General features: G+C 57.9%; 14 protein-coding genes and 1 riboswitch. Of the genes, 7 read left to right on the top strand and 7 right to left on the bottom strand.

Annotated features, from left to right (window positions below; all coding sequences use genetic code 11):
- Positions 1–7: 7 nt before the first annotated feature.
- The 3 genes from nfi to nudC form a co-directional block, all read right to left on the bottom strand.
- Positions 8–700, bottom strand: a complete 693-nt coding sequence (gene nfi, locus TAN611_RS01310; protein WP_111738005.1) for a deoxyribonuclease V — start codon at positions 698–700, stop codon at positions 8–10.
- A 41-nt stretch (positions 701–741) separates the two neighbouring features.
- Entirely contained in the window at positions 742–1806 is a 1065-nt protein-coding gene (gene hemE / locus TAN611_RS01305) for a uroporphyrinogen decarboxylase (protein ID WP_105229439.1), read from the bottom strand.
- A gap of 73 nt (positions 1807–1879) precedes the next feature.
- On the bottom strand, positions 1880–2647 hold the full coding sequence (nudC, locus tag TAN611_RS01300) for an NAD(+) diphosphatase (RefSeq protein WP_197951023.1): 768 nt from the start codon (positions 2645–2647) through the stop codon (positions 1880–1882).
- Between the two features lie 99 nt (positions 2648–2746).
- Between nudC and rsd the strand changes: the two genes are divergently transcribed.
- The 7 genes from rsd to thiH all read left to right on the top strand — a co-directional run bounded on the left by rsd (position 2747) and on the right by thiH (position 8954).
- The gene (rsd, locus tag TAN611_RS01295; protein WP_203067121.1) at positions 2747–3253 is read left to right on the top strand and encodes a sigma D regulator; all 507 of its coding nucleotides are present in this window, start codon (positions 2747–2749) and stop codon (positions 3251–3253) included.
- 39 nt (positions 3254–3292) lie between these two features.
- Positions 3293–3416: riboswitch (TPP riboswitch) on the top strand.
- 107 nt (positions 3417–3523) lie between these two features.
- On the top strand, positions 3524–5458 hold the full coding sequence (thiC, locus tag TAN611_RS01290) for a phosphomethylpyrimidine synthase ThiC (RefSeq protein ID WP_197951021.1): 1935 nt from the start codon (positions 3524–3526) through the stop codon (positions 5456–5458).
- Positions 5451–6089: a thiamine phosphate synthase gene (gene thiE, locus TAN611_RS01285; protein ID WP_105229435.1), complete on the top strand. Its 639-nt coding sequence runs from the start codon at positions 5451–5453 to the stop codon at positions 6087–6089. The genes thiC and thiE overlap by 8 nt, the downstream gene beginning before the upstream one ends.
- Positions 6090–6093: 4 nt before the next feature.
- Positions 6094–6855 (top strand): HesA/MoeB/ThiF family protein, encoded by a 762-nt coding sequence (locus TAN611_RS01280; RefSeq protein ID WP_105229434.1) that lies wholly within the window; start codon positions 6094–6096, stop codon positions 6853–6855.
- Entirely contained in the window at positions 6840–7040 is a 201-nt protein-coding gene (thiS, locus tag TAN611_RS01275; protein ID WP_105229433.1) for a sulfur carrier protein ThiS, read from the top strand. Before TAN611_RS01280 ends, thiS begins: the two co-directional genes overlap by 16 nt.
- Position 7041: 1 nt before the next feature.
- Entirely contained in the window at positions 7042–7821 is a 780-nt protein-coding gene (locus tag TAN611_RS01270) for a thiazole synthase (RefSeq protein ID WP_105229432.1), read from the top strand.
- A complete protein-coding gene (gene thiH, locus TAN611_RS01265; protein WP_203067120.1) occupies positions 7821–8954 on the top strand; it encodes a 2-iminoacetate synthase ThiH in 1134 nt (377 codons plus the stop codon). Before TAN611_RS01270 ends, thiH begins: the two co-directional genes overlap by 1 nt.
- 300 nt (positions 8955–9254) lie before the next feature.
- On the opposite strand, the gene rpoC is transcribed toward thiH, so the two are convergent.
- The 4 genes from rpoC to rplJ all read right to left on the bottom strand — a co-directional run bounded on the left by rpoC (position 9255) and on the right by rplJ (position 18882).
- Complete coding sequence (gene rpoC, locus TAN611_RS01260) at positions 9255–13478, bottom strand: DNA-directed RNA polymerase subunit beta' (RefSeq protein WP_105229430.1); 4224 nt, start codon at positions 13476–13478, stop codon at positions 9255–9257.
- A gap of 116 nt (positions 13479–13594) precedes the next feature.
- Positions 13595–17623, bottom strand: coding sequence for a DNA-directed RNA polymerase subunit beta (rpoB, locus tag TAN611_RS01255; RefSeq protein ID WP_105229429.1), 4029 nt, complete (start codon positions 17621–17623; stop codon positions 13595–13597).
- Positions 17624–17952: 329 nt separating this feature from the next.
- Positions 17953–18321 carry a 50S ribosomal protein L7/L12 gene (rplL, locus tag TAN611_RS01250; RefSeq protein WP_015344225.1) on the bottom strand — a complete coding sequence of 123 codons (369 nt, stop codon included), beginning with the start codon at positions 18319–18321 and terminating at the stop codon, positions 17953–17955.
- 63 nt (positions 18322–18384) lie between these two features.
- Positions 18385–18882 (bottom strand): 50S ribosomal protein L10, encoded by a 498-nt coding sequence (gene rplJ / locus TAN611_RS01245; RefSeq protein ID WP_015344224.1) that lies wholly within the window; start codon positions 18880–18882, stop codon positions 18385–18387.
- Positions 18883–19070: the final 188 nt, after the last annotated feature.

The following is a 19070-nucleotide window of genomic DNA, read 5'->3' as shown; positions in this document are numbered from 1 at the left end:
GTGTAACCTAAAATACGCATGGCGACACCTCCGGATGCGCAGCCAGCCAGCGCTGAAAGGCCGGCCGGCGCGAGGCAATGGCGTCCGCCCAGCGCGTCGGTTCAGGTAAACGGTAGCCTGCCATGCAGCGTTGCACCCAGGCCAGCGCACCGTCGGCGCTGACGCGGTGCCCGGTGGCGATAAACAGCGGGTTGCAGCGCGCCTTGCTGCGCCATACCCAGCCCAGCTGTTCTCCCTTATCCATCAGCGCGCTTTTGGCGCCGACTTCTGCGCTCAAAGGCTCAAACTTGCCGCACAGCCGTTTTTTCGCCACGCCGATGGTCGGCACATCGACCAACAGCCCGAAGTGGCTGGCCACGCCGAGGCGACGCGGATGCGAAATGCCGTGGCCGTCGACAAAAATCAGATCGGGCTTCTGCCGTAGCCGTTCCCAGGCCGCCAGCAGTGCCGGGTATTCACGAAACGAGAGAAAGCCGGGAATATACGGCATGGTGGTGGCAATACGCGCAATCTGGTATTCCACCAGCTCCAGCGACGGATAACGCAGAATCGCGATAGCGGCGCGCGTTACTGCGCCTTCCTGTTCGAACCCCACGTCGCAGCCGGCGATAAAGGCCGGCGGGTCGACCGCCAACTGGTCCTGGCGAATCACGTCTGCGGCGCGCTGTAACTGCTCGGCGCGCAGCGTCTGGGTATCAATCATGGCAACTCTCCTTGTAGCGCTATCGCTGAAGCACGGGATCAACGATGATATTTGGCCGACAGCGCGTGCACCGCCTCGACAAACACGCCGGCGTTTTCCGGCGGCACGTCCTGATGAATACCGTGGCCCAAGTTGAACACATGCCCTTCGCCGTGGCCGAAGCCGGACAGGATGGTTTCCACCTCCTGTTCAATACGCTGCGGCGCGGCGTAAAGCATCGACGGATCCATATTGCCCTGCAGCGCCACCCGATCGCCGACCCGACGACGCGCATCGGCAATATCGGTGGTCCAGTCCAGGCCCAGCGCATCGCAGCCGGTCGCCGCCATCGCTTCCAGCCACTGGCCGCCGCCTTTGGTGAACAACGTCACCGGCACCCGGCGACCGTCATGCTCGCGCAGCAGGCCATCGACGATTTTATGCATATAGTTCAGCGAGAATTCGCGGTAATCACGGCCGGTCAGCACGCCGCCCCAGGTGTCGAACACCATGACCGACTGCGCGCCCGCGCGGATTTGCGCATTCAGATACAAAATCACGCTGTCCGCCAGCTTGTCCAACAGCAGGTGCAGGGTTTGCGGCTCGGCGTACATCATCTTTTTCAGTTTGGTAAACGCCTTGCTGCTGCCGCCTTCAACCATATAGGTCGCCAGCGTCCACGGACTGCCGGAGAAGCCGATCAGCGGCACCTGGCCTTTCAGCTCGCGGCGGATGGTGCGCACCGCGTTCATCACATAGCCCAGCTCCACCTCCGGATCGAACAGCGGCAGCTTTTCTACATCGGCGCGGCAGGTAATCGGCGATGAGAAACGCGGCCCTTCGCCGGTTTCAAAGTAGAGCCCCAGCCCCATGGCGTCAGGAATGGTCAGAATGTCGGAAAACAGGATGGCAGCATCCAGCGCATAGCGACGCAGCGGCTGCAGCGTCACCTCACAGGCCAGTTCGGCGTTCTTGCACAGCGACATAAAGTCGCCGGCCTGCGCCCGCGTGGCTTTATACTCCGGCAAATAACGACCGGCCTGGCGCATCATCCATACGGGGGTAACATCCACCGGCTGGCGCAACAGCGCACGCAGGTAACGATCGTTCTTCAACTCAGTCATTATTGGCTCCCTTAATTCAGCTGGCGCTATTGTATACCCAAAAGAATGGGCGTTGTACCAAAGCGCCAGCGCATCATGCGTCCCGGCACAGCACCACGGTGTCCTCAATCAAACGCCGCGCCACGGTGCCCGGCGGCGGCAGCAGGGGCAGCCGATCGTAGCGATACCAGCCGGCATGCAGCAGTTCCTTGGGATCGTGACGCAGTTCGCCGCGATGATAATCCGCCATAAAGGCCATCATCAGCGACTGCGGGAACGGCCAGGGCTGGGAGGAGACATAGCGCAGGTTTTTGATTTCAATATTGCTTTCCTCCATCACTTCGCGGGCCACCGCCTGCTCCAGCGTTTCCCCGACCTCGACAAAACCTGCCAGCACCGTATGGATGCCGCCGCGGTGGCGTACGTGCTGCGCCAGCAGGATTTCATCATCGCGGCGGATGGCGACAATCACGCAGGGGGCGATTTGCGGATAATAACGTTCGCGACAGTGGCCGCACAGGCAAGCATTCTCACTGCGGCTCAGGTGCATCTTATGGCCACAGTAGCCGCAAAATTGATGGGAACGATAAAATTCGGCCAGCTGCACCCCGCGCCCGGCTAACTGGAACAGGGCGCGGTCGAGATCCAGCAGCTGCCGTAACGACCCCATCTCCTGCGCCATAGCGCGGCGCACCAGCCAGACCGGCGCCCCTTGCCACTCGCCAATTTGCCGCGCCGCTTCGCCGCGCAGGCCCCATTTATCGGCAGCACCAAACGGCAATTCACCGTTTGGTAACCAAAGTTTGTTTTCATGGCTGACGATCCACCAGCCCTTTTCGTTACCTGTTAATGCAAGTTCCATATCGTTGTTGCACAACCTCAGCTTCACTGGCACTCTAGAAATCGGCACTGTTACATTTTTATAACTTACCGTTACTTTTTCTTACTTACGGAGTCAACAATGCTCAACCACTTGGAAAGCCTGACTCAGCGCGTTGGTGGTAGTAATGAATTAGTTGATCAATGGCTTGAGGCACGTAAGCAGTTGCTGGTTGCTTACTGCACGCTCGTCGGCATTAAGCCGAATAAAGAAAAGCATACGCCGCTTAATGCAAAAGCGCTGGAGAACTTTTGCCACAATCTGGTGGATTATCTCTCCGCAGGGCATTTTCATATCTATGACAGAGTCATCAAGCAGGTGGAAGGCGCCAGTAGTCCTAAAATGTCTTTCGCCACCCAAATTTATCCCAAGTTGTGGATCAATACCGAACAGGTGATGGCGTTCCACGATCGCTATGCCGACACCGAGATCGATCAGGATCTCTGTCTGGCGTTCCATCAGGCGCTGTCGGACATCGGCGAAACGCTGGCCGCCCGCTTCGCACTGGAAGATCGCCTGATTCAGCTGCTCACTGAAACCTGGCAGCCCGGCCAACAGGAAGCGGAAAAAGGCAACCTGGTCCAATAGCTTTCCCTTGCAGCAAACAATAATGCCCTTCTATACTGGGGGCTCTTGTCGGAGTGCCTAGCGCCAGGCTTGTTATCAAGTCGGCCAGGCTGAGACCGTTAATTCGGGATCCGCGGAACCTGATCGGGTTAATACCCGCGAAGGGAACAAGAGTAATCTATCGCCAGCGGCAGACCTTCCACCAGCGTCTGCCGATCGGCCAACATCGTTACTCCCTCCGAGCTCCAGACAAGCAATTTTCCCAACTCACCCGACTTGTAGGAATTTGCTATGTCTAATAACAACCAGCGTCCCCGTAAAGTACAGCGTGAAGCCGCGCAGCAGTTTATCGACAACCTTCAGGGCGTCGCTTTCCCCAACTCCCGCCGCATCTATCTGCAAGGATCGCGCCCCGATCTGCAGGTGCCGATGCGCGAGATCCAGCTCAGCCCGACCTTAATCGGCGGCAGTAAAGACGAACCGCAATATGAGCCGAATGAGGCGGTACCGGTCTATGATACCGCCGGCCCTTACGGCGACCCGGCGTCCCAACTGGACGTACACCGCGGCCTGGACAAGCTGCGCGCCGGCTGGATCGCAGAGCGCGACGATACCGAGACGCTGGCCCACGTCAGCTCCGGTTTTACCCAGCAGCGTCTGGCGGATGAGGGGTTAGACCACCTGCGTTTCGAACATCTGCCGCAGCCACGCAAAGCGCAGTCGGGCAAATGCGTCACCCAGCTGCACTATGCGCGCGCCGGCGTCGTCACGCCGGAGATGGAATTTATCGCCATCCGCGAAAATATGGGCCGTGAGCGCATCCGCAGTGAGGTGCTGCGCCAGCAGCATCCGGGCCAAAGCTGGGGCGCCAACCTGCCGGAAGACATTACGCCGGAGTTTGTCCGTCAGGAGGTGGCCGCTGGCCGCGCCATTATCCCGGCCAACATTAACCACCCGGAATCTGAACCGATGATTATCGGTCGCAACTTCCTGGTGAAGGTAAACGCCAATATCGGCAATTCTGCGGTGACCTCCTCCATCGAGGAAGAGGTGGAAAAACTGGTGTGGTCCACCCGCTGGGGCGCGGATACCGTGATGGACCTCTCCACCGGCCGCTATATCCACGAAACCCGCGAATGGATCCTGCGCAACAGCCCGGTGCCGATCGGCACCGTCCCCATCTATCAGGCGCTGGAAAAAGTGAACGGCGTAGCGGAAAACCTAACCTGGGAAATGTTCCGCGACACGCTGCTGGAGCAGGCGGAGCAAGGGGTCGATTATTTCACCATCCACGCCGGCGTGCTGCTGCGCTATGTGCCGATGACCGCCAAACGCCTGACCGGCATCGTCTCACGCGGCGGCTCGATCATGGCCAAATGGTGCCTGTCGCATCATCAGGAAAACTTCCTGTATGAACACTTCCGCGAAATCTGCGAGATCTGCGCCGCCTACGACGTTTCACTGTCGCTGGGCGATGGCCTGCGCCCTGGCTCGGTACAGGACGCCAACGATGAAGCGCAGTTCTCCGAGCTGCATACGCTGGGCGAACTGACCAAAATCGCCTGGGAATACGACGTACAGGTGATGATCGAAGGCCCGGGCCACGTGCCGATGCATATGATCCGCCGCAATATGACCGAAGAGCTGGAGCACTGCCATGAAGCGCCGTTCTATACGCTGGGGCCATTGACCACCGATATCGCGCCGGGCTATGACCACTTCACCTCCGGCATCGGCGCCGCGATGATCGGCTGGTTCGGCTGCGCCATGCTGTGCTACGTGACGCCGAAAGAGCACCTGGGGCTGCCGAACAAAGAAGACGTCAAACAGGGGCTGATTACCTATAAAATCGCCGCGCACGCCGCGGATTTGGCGAAAGGCCACCCCGGCGCGCAGATCCGCGATAACGCCATGTCCAAGGCGCGCTTTGAGTTCCGCTGGGAAGACCAGTTCAACCTGGCGCTGGATCCCGCCACCGCCCGCGCCTATCACGATGAGACGCTGCCGCAGGAATCCGGCAAAATCGCCCATTTCTGCTCAATGTGCGGGCCGAAATTCTGTTCGATGAAGATTTCACAGGAAGTGCGCGACTATGCCGCCGCGCAGGAAGCCGCCAAACCGATCGAAGTGCTGTCCGGTATGGAAAAAATGTCCGCCGAATTCCGCTCACGCGGCAGCGAGCTGTACCACAGCGCCGCAGCGCTGCAGGAGGACAACAATGGCTGAGTTATCAAGCCCGTTTCCCGCCACGTCGCACCGCCTCGGGCTGTACCCGGTGGTGGACAGCGTCATGTGGATCGAACGCTTGCTGGACGCAGGCGTCACCACCATCCAGCTGCGGATTAAGAACCAACCGGATGAGCAGGTCGAAGCCGACATTATCGCCGCCATCGCCCTCGGCAAACGCTACAACGCCCGTCTGTTTATCAATGACTACTGGCGGCTGGCGGTCAAACACGGCGCCTACGGCGTCCATCTGGGGCAGGAGGATCTGGACAGCACCGATCTGGCAGCCATCCATCGCGCCGGGCTGCGTCTTGGCGTATCAACCCATGACGATGCCGAACTGGCGCGCGCCAAAGCGGTGCAGCCCTCGTATATTGCGCTCGGCCACATCTTTCCCACCCAGACCAAGGATATGCCTTCCGCCCCCCAGGGGCTGGCGGAGCTGAAGCGCCACGTGGCGACGCTGGCGGCGTATCCCACGGTGGCGATCGGCGGCATCAGCCTCGATCGCGTCCCGGCGGTATTGGCCTGCGGCGTCGGCAGCGTGGCGGTGGTGAGTGCCATCACCCAGGCGCCGGACTGGCGGGCCGCTACGGCGGAACTGCTGCGCCTGATTGAAGGCAAGGAGTAACGGTATGCTCAGCGATCACGAATTCTTACGTTACAGCCGGCAGCTGTTGCTGGAAGACATCGGCCCCGACGGGCAGGAAAAACTCAAAGGCGCCAGCGTGCTGATCGTCGGCCTGGGCGGGTTGGGATCGCCGGCGGCGCTGTATCTGGCCGCCGCCGGCGTCGGAACGCTGCTGCTGGCGGACGATGACCAGCTGCATCTCACCAATCTGCAGCGGCAGATCCTCTACCGCAGCGCCGACGTGCCGCACGGGAAGGCCCAACTGGCCCAACGCCACCTGCAGGCGCTTAATCCGCAGGTCGAGTCGATCGCTCTGGCGCAGCGCCTGCAGGGCGCAGAACTGCAACAGGCGGTGGCGCGCGCCGATCTGGTGCTGGACTGCAGCGACAATATGGCGACCCGCCACGCAATCAATGCCACGTGCGTGGCCGCCGGCAAGCCGCTTATCAGCGGCAGCGCGGTCGGCTTCAGCGGGCAGTTGCTGGTCATCACCCCGCCGTTCCAGCAGGGATGTTACGCCTGCCTGTACCCTGACCAGACGGAGCCGCAGCGCAACTGCCGCACCGCCGGCGTACTCGGCCCGGTGGTCGGCGTCATCGGTACGCTGCAGGCACTGGAAGCCATCAAGATGCTGGCGGGCATGCCCTCCGCGCTCAGCGGCAAGCTGCGCCTGTTCGATGGCAAACAGCAAAGCTGGCATACGCTGCAGCTGAGCAAAGCCCAGTCGTGCCCCATCTGCGGAGGCGATCTATGCAAATCCGCCTGAATGACCAAACGCTGGAGCTGGCGGCGCCGCTCAGCGTCAGCGCCCTGCTGTCGCAGCTGACGCGCGACCAGCCGGGTACCGCGCTCGCCATCAATCACGTTATCATCCCGCGCGCCGACTGGGCCAATCATCTGGTGCAGGACGGCGATGACATTCTGCTTTTCCAAGCGATTGCCGGAGGCTGATATGCTGCAAATCGCCGATACCACCTTTACCTCACGCTTATTCACCGGCACCGGCAAGTTCGCCACCCCGGCGCTGATGCTTGACGCGCTGCAGGCGTCCGGCTCACAGCTGGTGACCATGGCCATGAAGCGCGTCGACCTGCAAGGCGGCAACGACGCCATTCTCGCGCCGCTGCGGCAGTTGGGCGTGCGTCTGCTGCCCAACACTTCCGGCGCCAAAACCGCCGCGGAAGCGGTATTCGCCGCCAGGCTGGCACGCGAAGCCCTCGGCACCCATTGGGTGAAGCTGGAAATCCACCCGGACGTGAAGTACCTGCTGCCCGACCCGATCGAAACGCTGAAAGCTGCGGAAACGCTGGTCAAAGAGGGGTTTGTGGTGCTGCCTTACTGCGGCGCCGACCCGGTGCTGTGCAAACGGCTGGAGGAAGCGGGCTGCGCTGCGGTGATGCCGCTGGGCGCGCCGATCGGCTCCAACCGCGGGCTACGCACCCGCGATTTTCTGGAGATCATTATCGAGCAGGCCAACGTGCCGGTGGTGGTTGACGCCGGCATCGGCGCCCCCAGCCACGCACTGGAAGCAATGGAGCTGGGCGCCGACGCGGTGCTGGTGAATACCGCTATCGCCGTCGCCCGCAACCCGGTACATATGGCGCAGGCTTTCCGCCTGGCGCTGGAGGCCGGCGAGCTGGCGCGCCAGGCAGGCCTCGGCCACAGCCAGCGCAGCGCGGCCGCCTCCAGCCCGCTGACCGCATTTCTCAGCCAATCGGCGGAGGTGGACTGATGGCGGATGATTTCTCGCAACGCTGGCAAACCTTTGACTGGGATGACATCACCCTGCGCATCAACAGCAAAACGGCGCGCGATGTGGAGCGGGCGCTGAACGCAGAGAAGCTGACGCGGGACGATTTTATGGCGCTGATTTCACCGGCGGCGGCTCCCTACCTCGAACCGCTGGCGCAACGCGCCCAACAGCTGACTCGCCAGCGTTTCGGCAACGTGGTCAGCTTCTACGTCCCGCTCTACCTATCCAACCTGTGCGCCAATGACTGCACTTACTGCGGTTTTTCCATGAGCAACCGTATCAAGCGAAAAACGCTGGACGCCGACGAGATCGCCCTAGAGTGCCGCGCCATCAAGGCGCTGGGTTTCGAGCACCTGCTGCTGGTCACCGGCGAACACCAGACTAAGGTCGGCATGGACTATTTTCGCCGCCATCTGCCGCAGATCCGCTCTCAGTTCAGTTCGCTGATGATGGAAGTGCAGCCGATGTCGCAGGAGGAGTATGCGGAGCTGAAAACCCTGGGGCTGGACGGCGTGCTGGTGTATCAGGAAACCTATCATCCGACCACCTATCAGCAGCACCATCTGCGCGGACAGAAGCAGGATTTCCACTGGCGACTGGCGACGCCGGATCGCCTGGCGCGCGCCGGGATCGACAAGATCGGGCTGGGGGCGCTGATCGGCCTGTCCAACAGCTGGCGCACCGATTGCTATCTGCTGGCGGAGCATCTGGCCTATCTGCAGCAAACCTACTGGCAGAGCCGCTATTCGATTTCGTTCCCGCGTCTGCGGCCGTGCGCCGGCGGTATCGAACCGGCGTCACTGATGGATGAAGCGCAGCTGGTGCAACTGATTTGCGCCTTCCGGCTGTTTGCGCCTGACGTCGAACTGTCCCTGTCCACACGCGAATCGCCGCATTTTCGCGATCACGTGATCCCGCTAGCCATTAACAGCGTCAGCGCCGGCTCCAAAACGCAGCCGGGCGGTTACGCTGACGATGTGCCGCCGGAACTGGAACAGTTTGAGCCGCACGACGGCCGCTCCCCGCAACAGGTCGCCCAGGCGATCGACAAGGCAGGGCTGCAGCCGGTATGGAAAGACTGGGATAGCTATCTGGGACGCGCACCGCAATAAACGGCAACGTTTTCAACGGCCAGAGAAAAGTGCTGGAAACGGCGCGCAGCCTCGGTAAACGCCGCTGGCCGCCGCCGACCATTGACGTAAAGTGGCGGCGTTGGTTATCAATCCCGAAGCCAACCAAGGTTATCTCCCCCTCTTGATAACCTTGCCTTACCAACCCCGGAGCGTATGGCCAGAGCGCCATGCGTCTCCGGTTCCATTTCTCCCACCCGGCACCCGTCCGCAGGCAAAAAAAAACCGCCCCCAAAGGGACGGTTTATCAATACTGGCCCGGCGTACCGGGCCGCGGCGCGATTACTCGTCGCCGTTACCGTTCAGGCCTGCATTCAGCAATTCGGCCAGGTTGGCAGTCGCTTCTTCCGCGCTCACCTGCGGAACAACCGGTGCTTCGCCCTGTGCACGACGGCGCATGCGGTCCTGATGATAAGCGTAACCGGTACCGGCTGGGATCAGACGGCCCACGATGACGTTCTCTTTCAGGCCACGCAGTTCATCACGCTTACCGGCAACCGCCGCTTCGGTGAGAACGCGCGTCGTTTCCTGGAACGATGCAGCAGAGATGAAGGACTCGGTCGCCAAGGATGCCTTGGTGATACCCAGCAGGTCGCGCGCGAAGGTTGCACCCAACTTGCCATCTGCTTCCAGCTGGCGGTTGGCAATCTTGACGCGAGACACTTCAGCCTGCTCGCCTTCCAGGAACTCAGAGCCACCAGCGCTAACGATGGTGCCTTTACGCAGCATCTGACGAACGATAACTTCGATGTGCTTATCGTTAATCTTAACGCCTTGCAGACGGTAAACTTCCTGCACTTCGTTGGTGATGTAGCGGGTAACCGCATGCACACCACGCAGACGCAGAATGTCGTGCGGCGACTCTGGACCATCGGAAACCACATCACCACGTTCGACGCGTTCGCCTTCAAACACGTTGAGCTGACGCCATTTTGGAATCATCTCTTCGTAGGCATCGCTGCCGTCCAGCGGAGTGATAACCAGACGGCGTTTGCCTTTGGTCTCTTTACCGAACGAGATAATCCCGCTGATTTCAGCCAGGATTGCCGGCTCTTTCGGACGACGAGCTTCGAACAGATCCGCAACGCGCGGCAGACCACCGGTAATATCCTTGGTACCGCCGGATTCCTGCGGAATACGCGCCAGGGTATCACCCGAACCGATCTGTACGCCGTCTTCCAGCTGAACAATCGCTTTGCCCGGCAGGAAGTACTGAGCAGGCATATCGGTGCCTGGGATCAGGACGTCGTCGCCGTTGGCGTCAACAATTTTCAGTGCAGGACGCAGATCTTTACCGCCCGCGGTACGTTCTGCAGAATCCAGAACCACCAGCGATGACAAACCGGTCAGTTCGTCGGTCTGACGAGTAATCGTCTGGCCGTCGATCATATCGGCAAAGCGAATGAAACCGCTCACTTCACTGACTACCGGCATGGTGTGCGGATCCCAGTTCGCAACGGTCTCGCCGCCGGTCACTTCCGCGTTGTCACCTTTCGCCATCACAGCGCCGTAAGGCACCTTGTAGCTTTCTTTGGTACGGCCGAATTCGTCGATCAGTTTCAGCTCGGTGTTACGCGAGGTGATCACCAGCTTATCGCTGCTGTTCACAACGAATTTGGCGTTGCTCAGCTTGATGCTACCGCTGTTTTTCACCTGGATGCTGGATTCAGCAGCCGCACGCGATGCCGCACCACCGATGTGGAAGGTACGCATCGTCAGCTGGGTACCCGGCTCACCGATGGACTGTGCCGCGATAACGCCGATGGCCTCACCTTTGTTGATGATGTGGCCACGCGCCAGGTCACGACCATAGCAGTTTGCACACACGCCGAAGTCGGTTTCACAGCTAACGACGGAGCGAACCTTCACGCTGTCAACGGAGTTTTCTTCTAACAGATCACACCATTTTTCGTTCAGCAGGGTGTTACGCGGAACCAGAATATCCGCCGTACCCGGCTTCAACACTTCTTCAGCGGTCACACGACCCAGTACGCGCTCACGCAGCGGCTCTTTCACGTCGCCACCTTCGATGACCGGGGTCATCAGGATGCCGTCGTGGGTGCCACAGTCGTCTTCGGTCACCACCAGATCCTGCGCAACGTCAACCAGACGACGCGTCAGATAACCGGAGTTCGCGGTTTTCAGTGCGGTATCCGCCAGACCTTTACGCGCACCGTGCGTGGAGATGAAGTACTGGAGTACGTTCAGACCTTCACGGAAGTTCGCGGTGATTGGCGTTTCGATGATGGAGCCGTCCGGCTTCGCCATCAGGCCACGCATACCGGCCAGCTGACGAATCTGAGCGGCGGAACCACGCGCACCGGAGTCGGCCATCATAAAGATGCTGTTGAAGGAAACCTGCTGTTCCACTTCGCCGTCACGGTTAACCACGTCTTCTACCGACAGGTTTTCCATCATCGCTTTAGCAACGCGTTCGTTGGCCGCAGCCCAGATATCGATAACCTTGTTGTAGCGTTCGCCGGCGGTAACCAGACCAGACTGGAACTGCTCCTGGATCTCGGCAACTTCGGTTTCCGCTTCTTCGATGATCTCGGCTTTCTTCGCCGGAATAACCATGTCGTCGATGCCTACGGAAGCGCCTGAACGGGCTGCGTAAGCAAAACCGGTGTACATGATCTGGTCAGCAAAGATAACGGTCGGCTTCAGCCCCATGATGCGGTAACAGGTGTTCAGCATCTTGGAGATCGCTTTTTTGCCCAACGGCTGGTTAACGATAGAGTACGGCAGGCCCTTCGGCACGATCATCCACAGGATGGCGCGGCCGATGGTGGTGTCCACCAGGCTGGTCTGCGTCGTCCACTCGCCTTCCGCATCTTTCACTTCTTCAGTGATACGCACTTTAACGCGCGCATGCAGCGAGGCCAGGCCAGCGCGGTAAATACGCTCGGCTTCTTTAGGACCACTCAGCACCATGCCTTCGCCTTTGGCGTTAACACAGTCACGGGTCATGTAGTACAGACCCAGTACAACGTCCTGAGACGGAACGATGATTGGCTCGCCGTTCGCCGGAGACAGGATGTTGTTGGTCGACATCATCAGCGCACGCGCTTCCAGCTGGGCTTCCAGCGTCAGCGGTACGTGAACAGCCATCTGGTCACCATCGAAGTCGGCGTTATACGCCGCACAAACCAGCGGGTGCAGCTGGATGGCTTTACCTTCGATCAGTACCGGTTCAAAAGCCTGGATACCCAAACGGTGCAGGGTTGGTGCACGGTTCAGCAGTACCGGGTGTTCGCGGATCACTTCATCCAGGATATCCCAGACGACGGCTTCTTCGCGCTCAACCATTTTCTTGGCGGCTTTGATGGTGGTGGCCAGGCCACGCAGCTCCAGCTTGCCGTAGATGAACGGTTTGAACAGCTCCAGCGCCATTTTCTTCGGCAGGCCACACTGGTGCAGACGCAGGTATGGACCAACGGTGATAACGGAACGGCCGGAGTAGTCAACACGCTTACCGAGCAGGTTCTGACGGAAACGACCCTGCTTACCTTTGATCATGTCGGCCAAAGATTTCAGAGGACGTTTGTTGGAACCGGTGATCGCACGACCGCGACGGCCGTTATCCAGCAGCGCATCTACCGCTTCTTGCAGCATACGCTTTTCGTTGCGCACGATGATGTCCGGCGCGGCCAGATCCAGCAGGCGCTTCAAACGGTTGTTACGGTTGATGACGCGACGATACAGATCGTTCAGATCGCTGGTCGCGAAACGACCGCCATCCAGCGGAACCAGCGGACGCAGATCCGGCGGCAGTACCGGCAGCACGGTCAGGATCATCCACTCCGGCTTGTTGCCGGACTGTACGAACGCTTCCAGCAGCTTGATACGCTTGGTCAGCTTCTTACGCTTGGTTTCGGAGTTGGTTTCGTTCAGCTCTTCGCGCAGAGTTTCACACTCTTGCTCCAGATCCATGTTTTTCAACAGGGCCTGGATCGCTTCTGCACCCATCTTGGCGTCGAATTCGTCACCGAACTCTTCCAGCGCGTCCAGATACTGCTCTTCGGTCAGGATCTGACGGCGCTCGAGGTTGGTCATACCGCCTTCAACCACCACGTAGGATTCGAAGTACAGTACGCGTTCGATGTCACGCAGCGGCATATCCAGCAGCAAACCGATGCGGGACGGCAGCGATTTCAGGAACCAGATATGCGCGGTTGGCGAAGCCAGTTCGATGTGGCCCATGCGCTCACGACGCACTTTGGTCTGGGTCACTTCAACGCCGCACTTCTCACAGATAACGCCGCGGTGCTTCAAGCGCTTGTACTTACCGCACAGGCACTCGTAATCTTTTACCGGCCCGAAGATACGGGCACAGAACAAACCGTCACGCTCTGGTTTGAACGTACGGTAGTTAATGGTTTCCGGCTTCTTAACTTCACCGAACGACCACGAACGGATCATGTCTGGCGATGCCAGAGCAATCTTGATCGCATCAAACTCTTCGGTCTTAGTTTGCGCTTTCAGAAACTTCAATAAGTCTTTCACGGATTGGCTCCTGTCGGAGTTAAACCTGTTGGGAAGAGGCAAACATCGCCTCTTCCCGTGTGACCTGAACAACCACGCTCAGGCTCCTAGGCGAGGAGCCTGAGGCTGAAAGCCGATTACTCGTCTTCCAGTTCGATGTTGATACCCAGCGAGCGGATCTCTTTCAACAATACGTTGAAGGATTCCGGCATGCCCGGTTCCATACGGTGGTCGCCATCCACGATGTTTTTGTACATCTTGGTACGGCCGTTAACGTCATCCGACTTAACGGTAAGCATTTCCTGCAGGGTATAAGCTGCGCCGTATGCTTCCAGCGCCCACACTTCCATCTCACCGAAGCGTTGGCCACCGAACTGCGCTTTACCACCCAGAGGCTGCTGCGTAACCAGGCTGTAAGAACCGGTTGAACGAGCGTGCATTTTATCGTCAACCAGGTGGTTCAGTTTCAGCATGTACATATAGCCTACGGTTACCTGGCGCTCAAATTGCTCGCCGGTACGGCCATCGAACAGCGTAATCTGACCGGAGGTCGGGATACCGCCCATTTCCAGCAGTTTCTTGATTTCAGTCTCTCTCGCACCATCGAACACCGGCGTTGCGATTGGCATACCTTTTTTCAGGTTCTCTGCCAGACGCATCACTTCGTCATCGCTGAAGGTGTTCAGGTCGACTTTCTGGCAAACGTCGTCACCCAGATCGTAGGCTTTCTGGATGAATTCACGCAGTTTGGCCACTTCCTGCTGCTGCTTGAGCATCTGGTTGATCTTCTCACCAATGCCTTTCGCCGCCATACCCAGGTGGGTTTCCAGGATCTGACCGATGTTCATACGTGATGGTACGCCCAGCGGGTTCAGTACGATGTCTACCGGCGTGCCGTTTTCATCGTAAGGCATATCTTCGATCGGGTTGATCTTGGAGATAACACCCTTGTTACCGTGGCGACCTGCCATTTTATCACCCGGCTGGATCTGACGTTTAACCGCCAGGTACACCTTGACGATTTTCAGCACGCCAGGTGCCAGATCGTCGCCTTGGGTGATCTTACGACGCTTGGCTTCCAGTTTCTTCTCGAAGTCGGCTTTCAGTTCGTCGTACTGCTCGGCCAGCTGCTCCAGCTGGTTTTGCTTCTCTTCGTCGGTCAGGCCCAGTTCCAGCCAGCGATCGCGCGGCAGTTGGCTCAGCTTGTCAGCTTCAACGCCGCCGGCAACCAGCACCGCGTGGATACGCGCAAACAGACCGGCTTCCAGGATCTGCAGTTCTTCAGTCAGGTCTTTCTTCGCCTGCTTCAGCTGCATCTCTTCGATTTCGAGCGCACGCTTGTCTTTTTCCACGCCATCGCGGGTAAAGACCTGTACGTCGATAACGGTACCGGAAACGCCGTTCGGCACACGCAGAGAAGAGTCTTTCACATCGGACGCTTTCTCACCGAAGATCGCACGCAGCAGTTTCTCTTCTGGCGTCAGCTGGGTCTCGCCTTTCGGCGTTACCTTACCAACCAGAATGTCGCCGCCGGTCACTTCCGCACCGATGTATACGATACCGGATTCATCCAGTTTAGAGAGCGCAGCTTCACCCACGTTAGGGATATCGGCGGTGATCTCTTCAGGCCCCAGTTTGGTGTCGCGCGACACGCAAGCCAGTTCCTGAATATGGATGGTGGTGAAGCGGTCTTCCTGGACTACGCGTTCGGACACCAAGATGGAGTCTTCGAAGTTGTAACCGTTCCAAGGCATGAACGCCACACGCATGTTCTGACCCAGCGCCAGTTCACCCAGATCGGTAGACGGGCCGTCTGCCAGCACGTCGCCGCGCTCGATAGGCTCGCCCAGGTTGACACACGGCATCTGGTTGATGCAGGTGTTCTGGTTGGAACGGGTGTACTTGGTCAGGTTATAAATGTCGATGCCTGCTTCGCCCGGGTACATCTCGTCTTCGTTAACTTTGATAACGATACGGGAAGCATCCACGTACTGGATCACACCGCCGCGTTTGGCAACGGCGGTTACGCCGGAGTCAACCGCTACTGCGCGTTCCATACCGGTACCGACCAACGGCTTGTCAGCACGCAGGGTTGGCACCGCCTGACGTTGCATGTTCGCACCCATCAATGCACGGTTGGCGTCATCGTGTTCCAGGAATGGAATCAGAGACGCACCAACGGATACAACCTGCTGGGTGGAAACGTCCATATAGTCAACCTGATCGCGGCTGAACAGGCTGGATTCGCCCTTGCTACGGCAGGTGACCAGATCTTCCACGAAGCGGCCGTCATCATCCAGGTTGGAGTTAGCCTGGGCGATAACAAAGTTGCCTTCTTCAATGGCGGACAGGTAATTGATTTCATCGGTAACCACGCCGTCACGCACGCGGCGGTACGGGGTTTCCAGGAAGCCATACTCGTTAGTCTGTGCGTACACGGACAGGGAGTTGATCAGACCGATGTTCGGGCCTTCCGGGGTTTCGATTGGACATACACGACCGTAGTGGGTTGGGTGTACGTCACGTACTTCGAAGCCGGCACGCTCACGGGTCAGACCGCCCGGGCCCAGTGCGGAGATACGACGCTTGTGCGTGATCTCGGACAGCGGGTTGTTCTGGTCCATAAACTGGGACAGCTGGCTTGAGCCGAAGAACTCTTTCACCGCCGCCGAAATCGGCTTGGCGTTGATCATGTCCTGAGGCATCAGGGTGTCCAGGTCGCCCAGAGACAGACGCTCTTTCACCGCACGCTCAACGCGCACCAGACCTACGCGGAACTGGTTCTCAGCCATTTCGCCCACGGAGCGGATGCGACGGTTGCCGAGGTGGTCGATATCGTCCACTTCGCCTTTACCGTTACGGATGTCGATGAGCTTCTTCATCACATCGATGATGTCTTCCTGGCTCAGGATACCTGAACCTTCGATCTCGTCGCGCAGCAGAGAACGGTTGAACTTCATACGGCCGACCGCGGACAGATCGTAGCGGTCTTCGGAGAAGAACAGGTTCTCGAACAGGCTTTCTGCTGCTTCACGCGTCGGTGGCTCGCCAGGACGCATCATGCGGTAGATCTCAACCAGCGCGCTCAGGCGGTCATTGGTCGGGTCGACACGCAGCGTCTCGGAGATGTAGGCGCCGTGATCCAGATCGTTGGTGAACAGCGTTTCGATACGCTTGTGACCAGACTGGCTCAGCTTCGCCAGCAGATCCAGCGACAGCTCCATGTTAGCGGAGCAGATCAGTTCGCCGGTATTGGTATCGATGTAGTCTTTGGCGACCACTTTGCCCGCGATGTACTCAACCGGCACTTCGATACTCTTGATATCGTCTTTTTCAAGCTGACGGATATGGCGAGCGGTGATGCGACGGCCTTTCTCAACGTAGATTTTGCCGTTGGCTTCGATATCAAACGAAGCGGTCTCACCACGCAGACGCTCAGGAACCAGCTCCATCTGCAGCTTGTTGTCGCGGATTTCGAAAACAACTTTCTCGAAGAACAGGTCAAGGATCTGTTCTGAGGTGTAGTTCAGCGCGCGCAGAATGATCGAGGCCGGCAGTTTACGACGGCGGTCGATACGCACGAACAGGTTGTCTTTCGGGTCAAACTCGAAGTCCAACCAGGAACCGCGGTAAGGGATGATGCGTGCGTTATACAGCACTTTACCCGAAGAGTGGGTTTTACCCTTATCGCTGTCGAAGAATACGCCAGGACTACGGTGCAGCTGGGATACGATAACCCTCTCAGTACCGTTAATAACAAAGGTACCGTTTTCGGTCATGAGCGGAATCTCGCCCATGTAGACTTCTTGTTCCTTGATGTCTTTGACCGTACCTTCTGGTGCTTCTCGCTCATAGATGACCAGGCGCAGTTTAACGCGCAGCGGTGCAGAGAACGTCACACCACGAATCTGGCACTCTTTGACGTCGAACACCGGCTCACCAAGACGGTAGCTAACGTATTGCAGCTCCGAATTGCCACTGTAGCTCTGGATTGGGAATACAGAACGGAAGGCGGCTTCAAGGCCGTACTGCCCTTCTGGATCTTGCTCGATAAACTTCTGGAACGAGTCAAGCTGGATAGAAAGGAGATATGGCACATCCAACACTTGTGGACGCTTACCAAAATCCTTACGAATACGTTTTTTCTCGGTATAGGAGTAAACCATAGGGTTCCTCAGCTCGCTGAAAAGTAGAACCTCTCTGTCCGTCCGATTAGGACAGTTCATGCAACACTATTTTGTCGACCGGAAAGCGAGGACACTTTCCGCAATACCTCTTGCTATCACTCTTAAACCATTTCATTGCACCTGCCCCCAGAACTCCTGGAGCGCACAGCTGCAGTATATTAAGTCGTCGATAGAAACAAATATTGGGAGGCAATCCAGTAGCCAAACAGTGTGAAACGCTACTGGCGCCCTACAGCGCAAAAAGGCTGGTGACTAAAAAGTCACCAGCCATCAGCCTAATCGCTTAGGCTGCAACCGGAAGGGTTGGCTTATTTAACTTCAACTTCAGCGCCAGCTTCTTCCAGGGATTTTTTCAGAGCTTCAGCGTCATCTTTGCTCACGCCTTCTTTCAGAGCGGCTGGAGCAGATTCAACCAGGTCTTTAGCTTCTTTCAGACCCAGGCCGGTAGCGCCACGTACTGCTTTGATAACAGCAACTTTGTTAGCGCCTGCAGCTTTCAGGATAACGTCGAATTCAGTTTTCTCTTCAGCAGCTTCAGCAGCACCGCCAGCAGCAACAGCTACAGCAGCAGCAGCAGAAACACCGAATTTTTCTTCCATAGCGGAAACCAGCTCAACAACGTCCATTACGGACATAGCAGCTACTGCTTCCAGGATTTGGTCTTTAGTGATAGACATAACAATTGTTCCTAAGATTCAGAAATAGTTTAAATACGTTAGCAAAGGCTAAGAAAGAGCGGCTTATGCAGCTTCTTTCTGATCGCGCACAGCAGCCAGAGTACGAACCAGTTTGCCGGCAGCGGCTTCTTTCATGGTCGACATCAGGCGTGCGATTGCTTCTTCGTAAGTTGGCAGCGTTGCCAGGCGGTCGATTTGCGCCGCAGGGATCAGCTCACCTTCAAAGGCCGCAGCTTTAACCTCGAACTCTGCATTCGCTTTCGCGAACTCTTTGAACAGACGAGCAGCAGCGCCCGGGTGTTCAGTAGAGAATGCAATCAAGGTTGGACCGACAAACGTGTCTTTCAGGCATTCGAACGGAGTGCCTTCAACAACGCGACGCATCAGGGTGTTGCGAACAACACGCATGTAAACGCCAGCTTCACGACCTGCTTTACGCAGTTCAGTCATTTTACCTACGGTAACGCCGCGGGAATCCGCAACAACCGCAGACAGCGCGCCTTTGGCTACTTCGTTGACTTCAGCAACAATCGCTTGTTTGTCTTGAAGATTTAATGCCATTAGCTTTTTGCTCCTGGATTAGCCGGGGAACATCCCCGGAACTCACTTCACTTAATCGCTGCCGAAACAGCAGATCAAGCGGCTTAACACGGTGAGCAGAATCCAGCAAAGACATTCTTTTATAAAAAATTTCTTTAGGCTCTGTCACCGTCTACGCAGGAAAATTAAGTATCTTGCGATACACCTGC

Origin of the sequence: Serratia sp. Tan611 (genome assembly GCF_905188235.1) — a bacterium.
Lineage (GTDB): Bacteria > Pseudomonadota > Gammaproteobacteria > Enterobacterales > Enterobacteriaceae > Serratia_B > Serratia_B rhizosphaerae.
Note: the sequence above shows the minus strand (reverse complement) of the source record. Positions and strands in the feature narration are given on the sequence as shown.